This window comes from Streptomyces sp. NPDC005878 (assembly GCF_040629815.1).
Lineage (GTDB): Bacteria > Actinomycetota > Actinomycetes > Streptomycetales > Streptomycetaceae > Streptomyces.
On the sequence record NZ_JBEXWK010000026.1, the window covers coordinates 40,244 to 54,857 of the forward strand.

The following is a 14,614-nucleotide window of genomic DNA, read 5'->3' on the forward strand; positions in this document are numbered from 1 at the left end:
CCACCGGTCAAGTGCGTTCCGGTGGGCCCTTCGTGGCCGTCTACGCGGTGTGGTGGTCGTCCGGGTGCTCCACGACCCGGAAGTGCGTCATGATCCGTCGGTCCTCGTCGAGGAAGTGGAAGGCGACGCCGGGCGGCGAGACGATGTTGACCAGCCCTTCGCCGGCCTCCCACGGCATCCGCAGGGTCGACGTCACACCCGGCGCGATGAGCAGGGGCAGCCCGGCGAAGGTGGTCGCGCCGGAGGTGTGGGCGTGGCCGACGAGGAGGGCGGGGACGGGGGGCGCGGCAGGTGTGGCGGGCGCGTCGTCGTGGGCTCGGGTGTGCCCCGCCAGGAGCTCGGCCAGCCGGTCCGCGTTGCCGAGGTTGATCGAGTCCAGGTACTCGTGGTGGATCACGGTCGGCGGGTGGTGGAAGGCGATCAGCGCCGGGGTGTCGCCGAGCCCGTCGAGCGTCCGGGCGATCCACTCCAGGGTGGTGTCCTCCAGGACGCCCCCGTCCTCGCCGGGGATCGTCGAGTCGCACATCAGGATCGCGTAACCGCCCACCCGGTGCAGACGGTTGACCGGCGCGTACGGGTCCTGGGTCGTGCCGCCCGGTCCGCCCGGCAGGTCGAGCAGGCCCTTGCGGTACGCGGCGCGGTCGTCGTGGTTGCCGGGGCAGGTCAGGACCGGCGCTTCGATACGGGCGAGCAGCTCGGCCGCCTCGGCGTACTCGGCCGCGGTGCCGTGGTCCGCGATGTCGCCGGTGACGAGGACGGCGTCCGGACGGCGTGCCATCGCGTTGATGTACGTGACGACCCGCGCGGCGCGCTCCGCGGCTCGCGCGCCCCCGTCGAGATGCAGATCGCTGATCTGGGCAAGCAGCACGGAATCCCCCTGGACTGGCCGGTGTTCGACTCTTGGCTGTGCGTACGGATCCCCTGAGGCCGCTAGGACTCTAGGACGTGCCGGGCGGCGGGGACAAGAGCCGATCATGGGTGCGTGGCCCGGTCGCCGACGACTCCGTGCGGGCGCCCCGGGCGGCGTCGGCCGCCCGGGCAGCCGGGGTGCCTACAGTGCCCTGATGGAGATCATCGACCTTGAGCCCGGCGATCCGCGCCTGACGGACGACCTGCTGCCGGTCCTGCGTGAACTGCGCCCGCACCTCACGGAGGACCTGTTCCGCGAGATCTACGCCGAGGGGTACGGGCAGGGGCTGCGCTTCTCCGCCGCGTACTCCCCGGCGAACGGCGAGGACAAGGGCAGGAGCGAGGGCGGGGTGTGCGTGGGCGCGGCCGGATGGCGGATCGTCGCCACCACGGTCGCGGTGCGCAAGCTGTACGTGGACGACCTCGTGACGGCCGAGGCGGCGCGCTCACAGGGGGTCGGCCACGCGCTCCTCGCCCATCTGGAGGCGATCGCGCGCGCCGCCGGCTGCACGTCCCTGAACCTGGACTCCGGGACGCACCGGACGGACGCGCACCGCTTCTACTTCCGGGAGCGGATGGCGGTCACGGCGTTCAACTTCGACAAGAAGCTGGGCTGAGGGACGCGCGGCGCTGCTCCGTGCGCGCGGCGCTGCTCCGTGCACGGGGCGCCGCTTCACGCGCGCGGAGTGGCTTACGCGCGCGGCGTCGCTTTACGCGTTACGCGCGCGGTGTCGCAGTACGCCCGGGGCGTCGTTCTACGCGCGGGGCGCCGCCAGGTCCAGGCACCAGTCCTGGGACCTCATCAGGTGGCCCGGCGGGTACTCGAACTCGACCTCCCCCAGGAGATGGAAGCCCGCCCTGCGCAGGACGCCGTTCGAGGCGGCGTTGTCGACGGAGGGGTACGCGTGCAGCTCCCTCGGGCCGCCGGCCTCGCGGGCGGCCTGGGCCACGGCCACCAGGGCGGCCAGGGCGAGCCCGCGCCCCTGGAACTCGGGCAGGATCCCGTACCCCGTCTCGTAGACCTCCTTGCCCTGCCACGCGCGCGGCCAGTAGCCGATGGACCCGACCGCCTCGCCGCTCTCCTTGAGCGAGATCCGGAACATGCGGCCCTCGGTGGCGTCGCGCGCGCTGAGCGCGACGTACCGCTGCTGGCGGGCCGTCAGCTTCTCCTCGTCCTCCGGGCCGCCGGTGTGGGCGGTCATGGCGGGGGAGTTGGAGTGGTGGAGGAGGGGGAGGTCGTCGGGGGACCAGGGGGTGAGGGTGATGGGGGAGAGGGGGGTGTCCATGAAACGACTGTAGGTGGTGGGTCCGACAGGGGGTCGGGGGTGCCTTGTCCTGGGGCCCGGGGGCAGGCGGCCTGTCCAGGGGCGGCCACTGACACCGCCGCTGAGCCGGGCCGGGGCCCTGCCGTCCGCGGGCTAGAGCGGGACGAGGGTGACCTCGGTCGCCTTCACGCTCGACCAGACCGCCACGCCCTCCGCCAGCCGCAGCTCGGCCGCCGCCTGCGGGGTGATCTCCGCGACCAGGTCGGGGGCCTCCGGCGAGCCGATCAGGACGCGCAGCCGGCTGCCGGACGCGGTGATCTCGCGGACCGTGCCGGGCCAGGTGTTGCGGGGGCTGCCGCTCGGCCGGTCGCGGTGGACCGAGACCGACTCCGGAGCGATGATCGCCAACGCGCGGCTGCCGGCGGGCAGCTGCTCGGCCGCCACGATCCGGCCGCCGCCGGGCAGCGTGAGACCGTCCGCCCCGGCCTCGCCCGGCCAGGCGTTGCGGCCCAGCATCCGTGCCACCCACGGCGAGCGGGGATGGCGGGTCACCTCGGCGGGCGGCGCGTCCTGGAGGGCGCGGCCGGCCTCCAGGACGAGGACGCGGTCCGCCAACGACACCGCCTCGACCGGATCGTGGGTGACGATCAGACAGACCCCGCCGAAGCCGTCGAGATGGGTGCGCAGGGTGTGCCGGACGTGGGCGCGGGTCGTCTGGTCGAGGGCCGCGAGCGGCTCGTCGAGCAGGAGCAGGCGGGGCCGGGCCGCTAGTGCGCGGGCCAACGCGACCCGCTGGGCCTGGCCCCCGGAGAGCTGGCCCGGCCTGCGGTGGGCGAGGCGGCCCACACCGAGCCGGTCGAGCCACGCCTGCGCCTGCCGCCGGGCCTCGGCGCGCGCGACGCCCTGGGCGCGCAGCCCGTACGCCGTGTTGGCGAGGGCCGTCAGGTGCGGGAACAGCGCCCCGTCCTGCGGCACCCAGGCGACCCCGCGCCGGTGCGGGGGGAGGCCGGTGACGTCCTGGTCGCCCAGGCGCAGTGCGGCACGCGCGCGTGGCGTCAGGCCGAGCAGGGCGCGCAGGAGGGTGGTCTTGCCCGCGCCGTTCTCGCCGACGACGGCGATGGTGGTGCCGGGCGCGGCGTCCAGGGTCAGCGCGGTGAACCCGGTGATCTCGGCGTGCAGCGGCCACGTCGCCGAGGGGCCCGGGGACGCGGGGGCGGCGGCGGTCACGGGCTGCTCGGGCTCGTACGCGTAGGGGTCAGCATCCGCCCGGTCCCCGTCGCCACTCCGTACGGAGGCGGGAGGCACGGAAGCGGAGGGGACGCCGACGGAACGGACGGCCCCGGAACGGGTCCCCCCGCCCGTCCAGCGGCCCCGCAGCGCGACCAGTACCGCCATCGCGATCGCGAGGAGCAGCAGGGAGACGGAGGTCGCGGCCTCGGGGGAGTTCTGGAGCAGCAGATACACCTGGAGGGGCAGGGTCTGGGTGGTGCCGGGGAGGTTGCCCGCGAAGGTGATCGTGGCGCCGAACTCGCCCAGCGCGCGCGCCCACGTCAGCGCGGCTCCGGCCGCCAGACCGGGCGCGACCATCGGCAGGGTGACGGTGAGGAAGACCCGGAACGGGGAGGCGCCGAGCGAGGCCGCCGTCTCCTCGTAGCCGGGGCGGAGGCCGACGAGCGCGCCCTCCAGGCTGATGACGAGGAACGGCATGGCCACGAAGGTGGCGGCCACCACCGCGCCGGAGGTGTGGAAGGGCAGCGTGATGCCGAACGTGTCCTCCAGCCATGGCCCGAGCAGCCCGCGCCGCCCGAAGGAGAGCAGCAGCGCCACCCCGCCGACGGTCGGCGGCAGCACCATCGGCAGCAGCACCAGCGAGCGCACCAGCGACTTGCCGGGGAAGTCCACGCGCGCGAGGAGCCACGCGAGCGGCACCCCGAGCACGAGGGACAGGCCGAGCGCCCAGAACGAGACGAGCAGCGACAGCCGCAGCGCCTCGGTGACGCCCGGGCTGCCCAGATGCGTACCGAGGTCGCTCCAGGAGGTACGGGCCAGGACGCCGACGAGCGGCAGCAGCAGGAACGCCACGGCGAGCAGCGCGGGCACCAGGAGCGTCACGGGGGCGCGCAGCCCGCCGGGGCGGGCGCCTCTGCTCCAGCGGTGCGGCCGGCTGCTGCTCTTCATGGCGATGGCGGATTCCTGGGTTCGGGGGCGGGGCCGGGGGTGGTGCGGGGCCGCGCGTCGCGCCCCCCGCGCGCGACGGGCTGCCCCGGCGCGGGCGTCACGGCTTCTGGAAGCCCGCGTCCCCAAGGATCTTCCGCGCCTCCGGGCCGCTGAGCCACCGCACGAAGGCGTCTGCCGCGGTGGCGTTCCGGGTGGACTTCAAGGTGGCGGCCGGGTACTGGGCGACCGCGTTCTGGGCGTCCGGGATCTCCACGGCGTCGACCTTGCCGGAGGCCGAGGCGGAGACCGCGTCCGTGCGGTAGACGATGCCCGCGTCGGCCTCGCCGAGCTCGACCTTGGTCAGGACGGCCCGGACGTTCGGCTCCTGCGAGACCGGCCTGACCGTGATCCTCTGTGCCTTCAGGACCTTCTCGCTGTAGCGCCCGACCGGCACCTCGGGCGCCGCGAGCACGACCTTCAGCCCGGTGTCGGCCAGGTCTTTCAGCGCGCCGATCTTCTTCGGGTTGCCCTTGCCGGTCGCGATCACGAGCCGGTTCCTGGCGATGACGGTCGGGGCGCCGGTGTCCGCCTTGAGGCCGTCCATGGTCCTGGTGTCGGCGGTGACCAGGGCGTCGGCGGGGGCGCCCTGCCTGACCTGGGCGGCGAGCTCCTGCGACCCGGCGAAGGAGAAGGTCACGCGGGTGCCCGGGTGCTCCTTCTCGTACGCGGCGCCCGCCTGCTTGAACACGTCGGTGAGCGAGGCGGCGGTGAGGACGGTCAGCTTCACCGCGGACGTCTCGGCGGCGCCGGAATCACTCTTGCCGTCGTCCTTGCCGCAGGCGGCGAGGGGGACGAGCAGGGCGGCGGCGAGGACGGCGGCCGCGGCCCGGCGGCGGGTGCGGAAGGGGGCCATGGGACGAACTCCTTCGGTGTCGAGCCGCGCCGGTGACGGCGACGCCGCTGGGAGACGGACGTGCGGGGATTTCGGCGGATGTGCACGGACGCGCGGGCGCGTACGAGCGGGTGGCTAGACGCGGTCGATGTGCACGCTGGTCGACTTCACGCGGGCGGTGGCCTCCACGCCGACCTCCAGCCCCAGCTCCTCGACGGCCTCCCGGGTGAGCAGCGAGACCAGCCGGTGGGGCCCGGCCTGGATCTCGACCTGGGCGGCGACGTCGCCGAGCTTCACGGCGGTGACGATGCCGGGGAAGGCGTTGCGGGCGGAGGTGTACGGGGCGTCGTCCTCGTCGGTGCCGCTCTGGGCGACCTCGACGGAGAACGCGGCCAGGTCGCGGCCGTCGATGAGCCGGCGACCGCTCTCGTCGCGGTGGGTGGCGAGGCGCCCGGCGTCCGCCCAGCGCCGGGCGGTGTCGGGACTGACCCCGAGCAGACGGGCGGCCCGGCCGATCGTGTAGGACTGCATGTGCGACAAGATAGGCCAGTTCAGGCCGCGGATACAGGGGCTTTGGGGCTACCTACGGCGCAGATGCGGCCACGGGTGGAGGAAGCTCCAGGGGAGTCTCCGGGGCATGCGGAAGCGGTGCGCGCACGGCGCCCGGCGCCGTACGGCATGCGAAAGAGGGACTAGCGGGGGCCGGCGGTGCCGCTCACGGCCACACCAGGCAATAAGGCTGATGCCCCGCCTCATGGAGCCGTACCGAGAAGTCCTGCCACTCGTGGAGCAGCTGGTAGACGTTGAAGGCGTCGCGTGGGCCGCCGCGGTCGGGGACCGTGGACCAGATGAAGGCCGCCGCGCCCACCGTCTCCTCGCCGACGCCCCGCAGCGGGTCCACCACCGTCATCGGGAGCTTGACCACCGCGTAGTCGGGGTGGAGGACGACGAGTTCCAGCGGGGGGACCTTGTGCAGCGGTATGCCCTGGATGCCCGTGAGGACCATCGCCGCCACCGTCTCCGGCTTGATCTTGGTGAACATGCCGCCCATGCCGAGCTCGTCGCCGCCGAGCTCCTCGGGGCGCATCGAGATGGGCACCCGGGCCGCGGTGGCTCCGTCGGGCGCGCCGAAGTACTTGTAGGTCACCCCCACTCGGCCACTCCCGTTTCCCGGAACCGTGACGCGGTCGATGCGTTCGATCCGTTCGACCCGTTCCTCCGCGTCGCGCCGGTGCCGTCCCCGCCGACGGGCGCGGTCGGGACCCCGGTCATCGGTCCCCTCGCCCAGTCCGCCACCGCGATGCATATCTTTCACCCGATTGCTTGTAGCCCGACTGCTTTGTAGACGGCGCGACCCCCGCCGCGCAACCCGATCATCGTGTCAGTGACCTCCCCCACCGGGGTGCGGTGAAACACCTGTCCGCAAGAACGTCCGGGCCTCTGCCACCATGGCTGTGTGAGCTATCCGTACGAATACGACGCCCCAGTTTCGCAGACGCTATTCGACCGCGCGTCCCTTGTGACGCCCGGCGGCGTGAACTCCCCCGTCCGTGCCTTCCGCGCCGTGGGCGGTACGCCCCGGTTCATGGTGTCGGGTACGGGGCCCTATCTGACCGACGCCGACGGGCGCGAGTACGTCGACCTGGTGTGTTCGTGGGGTCCGATGATCCTCGGCCACGCGCACCCCGAGGTGGTCGGGGCCGTGCAGGCCGCGGTCGCGCGCGGCACCTCCTTCGGTACGCCGGGGGAGGGCGAGGTCGCGCTCGCCGAGGAGATCGTCGAGCGGATCGAGCCCGTCGAGCAGGTCCGCCTGGTGTCGTCCGGCACCGAGGCGACCATGTCCGCGATCCGGCTCGCCCGCGGCTTCACCGGCCGCGCCAAGGTGATCAAGTTCGCCGGTTGCTACCACGGTCATGTCGACGCGCTGCTGGCCGCCGCCGGTTCCGGTCTGGCCACGTTCGCCCTGCCGGACACCCCGGGCGTCACCGGCGCCCAGGCCGGCGACACGATCGTCCTGCCCTACAACGACCTGGACGCGGTGCACGCGGCCTTCCACGCCCACCCGGGCGAGATCGCCTGTGTGATCACCGAGGCATCGCCCGGCAACATGGGCGTCGTCCCGCCCGCCGAGGGCTTCAACGCGGGGCTCAAGGCAGCCTGTGCCAAGAACGGCGCGCTCTACATCTCCGACGAGGTGATGACCGGCTTCCGCACCAGCAGGGCGGGCTGGTACGGCGTCGACGGCGTGAAGCCGGACCTGATGACCTTCGGCAAGGTCATGGGCGGCGGCTTCCCGGCCGCGGCCTTCGGCGGGCGCGCGGACGTGATGGCCCACCTCGCCCCGGCCGGCCCCGTCTACCAGGCGGGCACCCTCTCCGGGAACCCGGTCGCCACCGCCGCGGGCCTCGCCCAGCTGCGGCTGCTCGACGACGCCGCGTACGAGAAGGTCGACGCGGTGTCGAAGGAGATCCAGGGACTGGTGACGGACGCGCTCACCAAGGAGGGCGTCGCCCACCGGCTCCAGACGGCGAGCAACATGTTCTCCGTCTTCTTCACCCCCGACGAGGTCCGCGACTACGAGGACGCGAAGAAGCAGGAAGCGTTCCGCTTCACCGCGTTCTTCCACGCGATGCTGGCGAACGGCGTCTACCTGCCGCCGTCCGCCTTCGAGTCCTGGTTCGTCTCGACCGCCCACGACGAGCGCGCGATCGAGCGCGTCGCGGCCGCGCTGCCCGCCGCCGCCCGTGCCGCCGCGGAGGCCACCGCATGAGTGACAGCACCCACGACAGCGAGTTCACCGTCGTCCACCTGATGCGCCACGGCGAGGTGCACAACCCCGACGGCGTGCTCTACGGCCGCCGCTCCGGTTTCCACCTCTCCGAGCTCGGCCGGCAGATGGCCGACCGGGTCGCGGAGCACCTGGCGGCGCGGGACATCACGCACGTCGCGGCGTCCCCGCTGGAGCGCGCCCAGGAGACGGCCACCCCGATCGCCAAGGCGCACGGGCTCGACCTCGGCACGGACGCGCGGCTGATCGAGGCGGGCAACGTCTTCGAGGGCAAGACGTTCGGCGTCGGCGACGGCGCCCTGCGCAAGCCCGCGAACTGGAAGCACCTCACCAACCCGTTCCGCCCGTCCTGGGGTGAGCCGTACGTCGAGCAGGTCGTGCGGATGATGGGCGCCCTGGACGCGGCCCGCGACGCGGCCCGCGGCCACGAGGCGGTGCTGGTGAGCCATCAGCTGCCGATCTGGACCGTGCGCTCGTTCGTGGAGCGGCGGCGGCTGTGGCACGACCCGCGCAAGCGGCAGTGCACGCTCGCCTCGCTCACCTCGTTCACGTACCGCGGCGACAAGATCGTCTCGGTGGGCTACAGCGAGCCCGCCCGCGACCTGGTCCCGGCGCACCTGCTGGCGGGTGCCAAGCCGGCGAAGGGGAAGTCGAAGGGGTTCGGGGCGTAGGGCTTCGGCCCGGGGGCTGTTTTCTGGCTGCGGGGCCGGTGGGGGCTGGTCGCGCGGTTCCCCGCGCCCCTGGGTATCCGGGGGCGCGGGGGGACGGCTGACGGGCGGGAGCAACGTCGCTTTCCCGCCCCGCCCTCTCGTCGCGCTGCGTGCAGCAGAATTGACGAAGCGTACGATTTGCGAAGTTTTGTGCGACTGTACGGAACCATCGTGGGTCCCCGGGCATCTCATCTGATGTCCACAGGGGCTGTGGCCGGTGTGGACACCGGGGACGACGATGCGATGGGGACGAACGGTATGCGTGGGATCAGTCGAAGGGGAATGCTCGGGCTGGGACTGGGGGCCGCGGCCGCGGTCGGTGTGGCCGGTTGCGGTGGCGGTGACGGCTCGGACAGCGGCAAGGCCGGCACCGGGAACGGCAACGGCACCCAGGGCTCCGGCAAGAAGCCGGACGTCAAGCTCATCGGCGACGGCTCCACCGCCGACACCGGCAAGCAGCCGCACCAGCCCCCCAAGCCCGTCCCCCTCGAACCCGGTCAGACCCCGCCGCAGTTCGTGGTCTTCTCCTGGGACGGCGCCGGCGAGGTCGGCAACGGCCTCTTCCCGCGCTTCCTCGACCTCGCCAAGGACCACGGCGCGTCGATGACCTTCTTCCTCTCCGGGCTGTATCTGCTGCCCGAGTCCAAGAAGCGGCTCTACCACCCGCCGAACAACAAGGTCGGCGCCTCGGACATCGGCTACCTCAGCGACGACCACGTCAAGGCGACGCTGACCAACGTGCGCCGGGCCTGGAACGAGGGCCACGAGATAGGCACGCACTTCAACGGGCACTTCTGCTCCGGCCGCGGCGACGTCGCCAACTGGACCCCGGCCCAGTGGCAGAGCGAGACCGACCAGGCCATGTCGTTCGTCACCAACTGGAAGACGAACACCGGCTGGACCGACGAGGCCCCGCTGCCGTTCGACTACAAGCGCGAGCTCATCGGCGGGCGCACCCCCTGTCTGCGCGGCCAGGACCACCTGCTGCCCACCGCGCAGAAGCTCGGCTGGCGCTACGACGCCTCCTCGCCCGGCGGCACCCAGGTCTGGCCCGTCAAGCGCCACGGCCTGTGGGACCTGCCGCTCCAGGCGATCCCGTTCCCCGGGCACTCCTTCGAGGTGCTGTCGATGGACTACAACATCCTCGCCAACCAGTCGAAGAACTCCACGAAGGCGCCGCCGGCGAACTACCCGGGCTGGCGCAAGCAGGCCACCCAGGCGTACCTCAAGGGCTTCACCCGCGCCTACGAGACCAACCGGGCGCCCTTCTACATAGGCAACCACTTCGAGCAGTGGAACGGCGGCATCTACATGGACGCCGTCGAGGAGGCGCTCAAGGGGATGGCCGGCAAGAAGGACGTACGCCTGGTCTCCTTCCGGCAGTACTGCGACTGGCTCGACGTCCAGGACCCCAAGGTCCTCGCCAAGCTGCGCACGCTGGGCGTCGGCGAGAAGCCCGCGGGCGGCTGGAACGCGTTCCTCCAGCAGGCGTGAGGACGCGGCGGGGCGGCTTTTTAGGCGGCCTTGACAAGGGTCTTTACGGGCACCCAGGGGGGTGCCCAAGATCCCCCAAACGGTCATGCGAAACTTTTCACATGTCCGTGAGTCCTGCCCTTCCACGCCGCCGCGCCTTCCTGCTGGTCACGGCAGTCGCGGCCGCCGGTGCGCTGACCCTCACCTCGTGCGGCTCCGGAGGTACGTCCGGCGGCTCGGGCGACACCAAGTTCGTCACCGGCACCGGCGGCATCTCCACCGTCGCCAAGAGCGGTCGGCACGCCGCGCCCAAGCTGTCCGGCGAGACCGTCGACGGCAAGCGGCTCGACGTCGCCGACCTCAAGGGCAAGGTCGTCGTGCTGAACGTCTGGGGCTCGTGGTGCGCGCCCTGCCGGGCCGAGGCGCCCTACCTCAGCAAGGTCGCCAAGGAGACCCGGGCCAAGGGCGTCGAGTTCGTGGGGATAAACACCCGCGACACGGACAAGGGCCCGGCTGTCGCGTTCGAGAAGCAGTTCGAGGCGGACTACCCGAGCCTGTACGACCCGATCGGCAAGCTCATTCTGCGCTTCCCCAAGGGAAGCCTGAATCCGCAGGCCATCCCCTCGACGATCGTGCTCGACCGGGACGGGAAGATCGCGGCCCGCGCGCTGATGGCGCTCGACGACAAGAAGCTCCACCAGATGATCGACCCGCTGATCGCGGAGAAGTGATGTCGTGGACGCGACCCTGACCGTGACCGCCGCGCACCCGGCTCTGGCCGCCGCCCAGTCGACGCCCGGCGTGAACGACACGGTCCTCAGCGGTGCCCTGCTCGTGGCCCTCCCGGTGGCCGTGCTCGGCGGGCTGATCTCCTTCTTCTCGCCCTGCGTCCTGCCGCTGGTGCCCGGCTACCTCAGTTACGTGACGGGCGTCACCGGCACCGACCTCGCCGAAGCCAGGCGCGGCCGGATGGTCGCCGGGGCGAGCCTGTTCGTCCTCGGGTTCACCGCCGTCTTCGTCTCCGGCGGGGCCCTGTTCGGCTTCTTCGGCCAGACGCTCCAGGACTACAACGGCACGCTCTCCAAGATCCTGGGCGTGCTGATGATCCTGATGGGCGTCTTCTTCATGGGCCTGATGCCCTGGCTCACCCAGCGCGAGTTCCGGTTCCACAAGCGGCCGGTGACCGGGCTCGCGGGGGCGCCGGTGCTGGGCGCGCTCTTCGGCGTCGGCTGGACGCCGTGTCTGGGCCCGACGCTCACCTCGGTGAACGTCCTGGCGATGGACCAGGCGAGCGCGGGCCGCGGGGCCATACTGACCGTCGCCTACTGCGTCGGTCTCGGACTGCCGTTCGTGCTGGCGGCGGTCGCCTTCCGCAAGGCCCTCGGCGCCTTCGGCTGGGTGAAGCGGCACTACGCGTGGGTGATGCGCACCGGAGGCGTGATGATGATCGCGACCGGTCTGCTGCTGCTCACCGGGGCCTGGGCGGAGCTCATCCAGCAGGTGCAGGTGTGGTCCAACGGCTTCCAGGTGGGTGTCTGAACATGAGCAAGACCGAAGCGGCCCCCGAAGAGGCGCCGCGGACGGCGGCGGAACGCTCCGCCGAAGAGCGGGACCTCGGCGCGGCCGGCTCCCAGCTCTCCACGGCTCCGGCCGAGGACCTCTCGAACGGCCCCGTCGGCATCGGTGTGCTCGGCTGGGTGCGCTGGTTCTGGCGCCAGCTGACCTCGATGCGGGTCGCGCTCGTCCTGCTGCTGCTGCTCTCCCTCGGCTCGATCCCCGGCTCGCTGATCCCGCAGACCAATGTGGACGAGCTGAAGGTCGCCGACTTCCAGAAGCGGCACGACACGATCTCTCCGCTGTACGAGAAGCTCGGCATGTTCCACGTGTACAGCTCGGTGTGGTTCTCCGCGATCTACATCCTGCTGTTCGTCTCCCTGATCGGCTGCATCGTCCCGCGCACCTGGCAGTTCGTCGGCCAGCTGCGCGGCCGCCCGCCGGCCGCGCCCCGGCTGCTGACCCGGCTGCCCGCGTACACCACCTGGCGTACCGAGGCCGAGCCCGAGCAGGTGCGCGAGGCCGCGGCGGCGATGCTGCGCAAGCGCCGCTTCCGTACGCACGTGGTGGGCGACGCGGTCGCCGCGGAGAAGGGCTACCTCCGCGAGGCCGGAAACCTGATCTTCCATGTCTCGCTGATCCTGATCCTGGTGGCGTTCGCCGTCGGCCAGCTCTTCAAGTCCGAGGGCGGCAAGCTGATCGTCCAGGGCGACGGGTTCTCCAACACCCTCACCCAGTACGACGACTTCAAGTCCGGCTCGCTCTTCAAGACGGACGACCTGGCCCCCTTCAGCTTCACCCTGGACCGGTTCGACGCCACGTACGAGCGCAGCGGGCCCAACCGCGGCACCGCCCGCGAGTTCACCGCGCACGTCACCTACTCCGAGGGCGCCGACGGCAAGCCGCGGAAGAAGGCCATCGAGGTCAACAAGCCGCTGGTGGTGGACGGCTCCAAGGTCTACCTCCTGGCCCACGGCTACGCGCCGAGCGTCACCGTCAAGGACGGCCGCGGCAAGGTCGTCTTCCACGGCGCGGTGCCGCTGCTGCCCATCGACAACAACATCTCCTCCAGCGGCGCGATCAAGGTGTACGACGGCTACACCGACGCCAAGGGCAAGTGGGACCAGCTCGGCTTCGCCGCGTTCTTCGTGCCGACCTACGGCGGCAAGGGCAACGGGACGATGTTCTCCCAGTTCCCGGCGCTGGACTTCCCCGTCCTCAACGTCGGCGCGTACCACGGCAGCCTCGGGGTCAACTCCGGGCTGCCGCAGAACGTGTACCAGCTCGACACCGACAAGATGAAGCCGTTCAAGGACGACCAGGGCAAGGTCCTCAAGAAGACCCTGCTGCCGGGCGAGACGCTGGACCTTCCCGAGGGCGCCGGGTCGATCACCTTCGACAAGGACATCAAGCAGTGGGCGAGCTTCCAGATCTCCCAGCAGCCGGGCAACGACCTGGCCCTGACCGGCTCGGTCCTGGCCATCGCGGGCCTGGCCGGATCGCTGTTCATCCAGCGGCGCCGGGTGTGGGTCCGCGCCGTGCCCGGTAAGGACGGCGTCACCGTCGTCGAGATGGCGGGGCTTGGGCGGAGCGAGTCCGCGAAGCTCCCCGAGGAGCTGGCCGATCTCGCGGTCACGCTCATCCCGCGGGCGCCGACCGCGCCCGATCCCGCACCTGAACCCGCCGGGGACCAGGTGGCAGAACCCGCCGAAGCCGAAGGGGCCGAGAAGTGATCCTCGCCGCCACGACCAACGAGAGCCTGGCGCACACCAGCAACTACCTGATCTATTCGGCGATGGCGGTCTATCTGCTGGCCTTCTTCGCGCACATGGCCGAGTGGATCCTCGGCAGTCGCAGCAAGGTCGCCCGCACCGCGGCGGCCCTGACCGCCGACGCCGCCGGGCAGGACGGCGCGGGCACGGTGAAGGTGCGGGTCGCCAAGAAGGGCGGCGGCACCGCCGTCCTGGAGCGGCCCAAGGTCGTCACCCGCTCCTCCGCCGGCAACCGTGACGTGCCGGACGGCCCGGGCGCGGCGGCCGGCGACGTGAAGGGCGACCTCTACGGCCGTATCGCCGTGTCCTTCACGGTCCTCGCCTTCCTCGTCGAGGCCGGCGGGGTGCTCACCCGCGCGCTGTCCGTGCAGCGGGCGCCGTGGGGCAACATGTACGAGTTCAACATCACCTTCTCCACGGTCGCCGTGGGCGTGTACGTCACGCTCCTGGCGCTGAAGAAGAACGTGCGCTGGCTCGGCCTGCCGCTGGTCACCTCGGTCCTCCTCGACCTCGGCCTCGCGGTCACGGTCCTCTACACCGCCAGCGACCAGCTGGTGCCGGCCCTGCACTCGTACTGGCTGTGGATCCACGTCTCCACCGCGATCTTCTGCGGCGCGGTCTTCTACGTGGGCGCCGTCGCCACCGTGCTCTACCTCTTCCGCGACCGCTACGAGGCGAAGCTGGCCGAGGGCGGCAAGCCCGGCAGCTTCGCCACCTCGGTCCTGGAGCGGCTGCCCGCCGCGGCCTCGCTGGACAAGTTCGCCTACCGGGTCAACGCGGCGGTCTTCCCGCTCTGGACGTTCACGATCATCGCGGGCGCGATCTGGGCCGGCGACGCGTGGGGCCGGTACTGGGGCTGGGACCCCAAGGAGGTCTGGTCCTTCATCACCTGGGTCGCCTACGCCTGCTACCTGCACGCGCGCGCCACGGCCGGCTGGAAGGGCCGCAAGGCCGCCACGCTGGCGCTGCTGGCCTTCGGCTGCTGGCTCTTCAACTACTACGGCGTCAACATCTTCGTGAACGGCAAGCACTCGTACGCGGGCGTGTAGCCCCCGTACCGGGCGTGCGCGGGCGCGGCGCGCCCGTTCGGGTGA

At 71.8% G+C, this 14,614-nt stretch carries 14 protein-coding genes; 8 read left to right on the forward strand and 6 right to left on the reverse strand.

The genetic code is table 11. The features are described from left to right. Positions 1 to 40: 40 nt before the first annotated feature. Positions 41 to 868 (reverse strand): metallophosphoesterase, encoded by an 828-nt coding sequence (locus tag ABZ404_RS29640; protein ID WP_358833782.1) that lies wholly within the window; start codon positions 866 to 868, stop codon positions 41 to 43. A 196-nt stretch (positions 869 to 1,064) separates the two neighbouring features. Between ABZ404_RS29640 and ABZ404_RS29645 the strand changes: the two genes are divergently transcribed. Next, the gene (locus ABZ404_RS29645) at positions 1,065 to 1,526 is read left to right on the forward strand and encodes a GNAT family N-acetyltransferase (RefSeq protein WP_358833783.1); all 462 of its coding nucleotides are present in this window, start codon (positions 1,065 to 1,067) and stop codon (positions 1,524 to 1,526) included. 138 nt (positions 1,527 to 1,664) lie between these two features. On the opposite strand, the gene ABZ404_RS29650 is transcribed toward ABZ404_RS29645, so the two are convergent. From ABZ404_RS29650 to ABZ404_RS29670, 5 genes are all read right to left on the reverse strand, one after another. Next, complete coding sequence (locus tag ABZ404_RS29650; RefSeq protein ID WP_358833784.1) at positions 1,665 to 2,195, reverse strand: GNAT family N-acetyltransferase; 531 nt, start codon at positions 2,193 to 2,195, stop codon at positions 1,665 to 1,667. Between the two features lie 132 nt (positions 2,196 to 2,327). Then, positions 2,328 to 4,352 (reverse strand): ABC transporter permease, encoded by a 2,025-nt coding sequence (locus ABZ404_RS29655; RefSeq protein WP_358833785.1) that lies wholly within the window; start codon positions 4,350 to 4,352, stop codon positions 2,328 to 2,330. 97 nt (positions 4,353 to 4,449) lie between these two features. Further along, a complete protein-coding gene (gene modA, locus ABZ404_RS29660) occupies positions 4,450 to 5,244 on the reverse strand; it encodes a molybdate ABC transporter substrate-binding protein (protein ID WP_358832724.1) in 795 nt (264 codons plus the stop codon). A 114-nt stretch (positions 5,245 to 5,358) separates the two neighbouring features. Next, complete coding sequence (locus ABZ404_RS29665; protein ID WP_358832723.1) at positions 5,359 to 5,754, reverse strand: helix-turn-helix transcriptional regulator; 396 nt, start codon at positions 5,752 to 5,754, stop codon at positions 5,359 to 5,361. 184 nt (positions 5,755 to 5,938) lie between these two features. Further along, positions 5,939 to 6,529 (reverse strand): hypothetical protein, encoded by a 591-nt coding sequence (locus ABZ404_RS29670; protein ID WP_358832726.1) that lies wholly within the window; start codon positions 6,527 to 6,529, stop codon positions 5,939 to 5,941. 150 nt (positions 6,530 to 6,679) lie between these two features. On the opposite strand from ABZ404_RS29670, the gene hemL reads away from it, so the two are divergent. The 7 genes from hemL (at position 6,680) to ccsB (ending at position 14,569) form a co-directional block, all read left to right on the forward strand. Continuing rightward, complete coding sequence (hemL, locus tag ABZ404_RS29675; protein WP_358832722.1) at positions 6,680 to 7,993, forward strand: glutamate-1-semialdehyde 2,1-aminomutase; 1,314 nt, start codon at positions 6,680 to 6,682, stop codon at positions 7,991 to 7,993. Further along, positions 7,990 to 8,682 carry a histidine phosphatase family protein gene (locus ABZ404_RS29680; RefSeq protein ID WP_358832721.1) on the forward strand — a complete coding sequence of 231 codons (693 nt, stop codon included), beginning with the start codon at positions 7,990 to 7,992 and terminating at the stop codon, positions 8,680 to 8,682. The genes hemL and ABZ404_RS29680 overlap by 4 nt, the downstream gene beginning before the upstream one ends. Positions 8,683 to 8,979: 297 nt before the next feature. Next, the gene (locus tag ABZ404_RS29685; protein WP_358832720.1) at positions 8,980 to 10,215 is read left to right on the forward strand and encodes a hypothetical protein; all 1,236 of its coding nucleotides are present in this window, start codon (positions 8,980 to 8,982) and stop codon (positions 10,213 to 10,215) included. 101 nt (positions 10,216 to 10,316) lie between these two features. Then, positions 10,317 to 10,925, forward strand: coding sequence for a TlpA disulfide reductase family protein (locus ABZ404_RS29690; RefSeq protein WP_358832719.1), 609 nt, complete (start codon positions 10,317 to 10,319; stop codon positions 10,923 to 10,925). A 43-nt stretch (positions 10,926 to 10,968) separates the two neighbouring features. Next, on the forward strand, positions 10,969 to 11,733 hold the full coding sequence (locus tag ABZ404_RS29695; RefSeq protein WP_358832725.1) for a cytochrome c biogenesis protein CcdA: 765 nt from the start codon (positions 10,969 to 10,971) through the stop codon (positions 11,731 to 11,733). A gap of 2 nt (positions 11,734 to 11,735) precedes the next feature. Continuing rightward, the gene (locus tag ABZ404_RS29700; protein WP_358832718.1) at positions 11,736 to 13,481 is read left to right on the forward strand and encodes a cytochrome c biogenesis protein ResB; all 1,746 of its coding nucleotides are present in this window, start codon (positions 11,736 to 11,738) and stop codon (positions 13,479 to 13,481) included. Beyond that, on the forward strand, positions 13,478 to 14,569 hold the full coding sequence (gene ccsB, locus ABZ404_RS29705; protein ID WP_358832717.1) for a c-type cytochrome biogenesis protein CcsB: 1,092 nt from the start codon (positions 13,478 to 13,480) through the stop codon (positions 14,567 to 14,569). Before ABZ404_RS29700 ends, ccsB begins: the two co-directional genes overlap by 4 nt. Positions 14,570 to 14,614 lie beyond the last annotated feature (45 nt).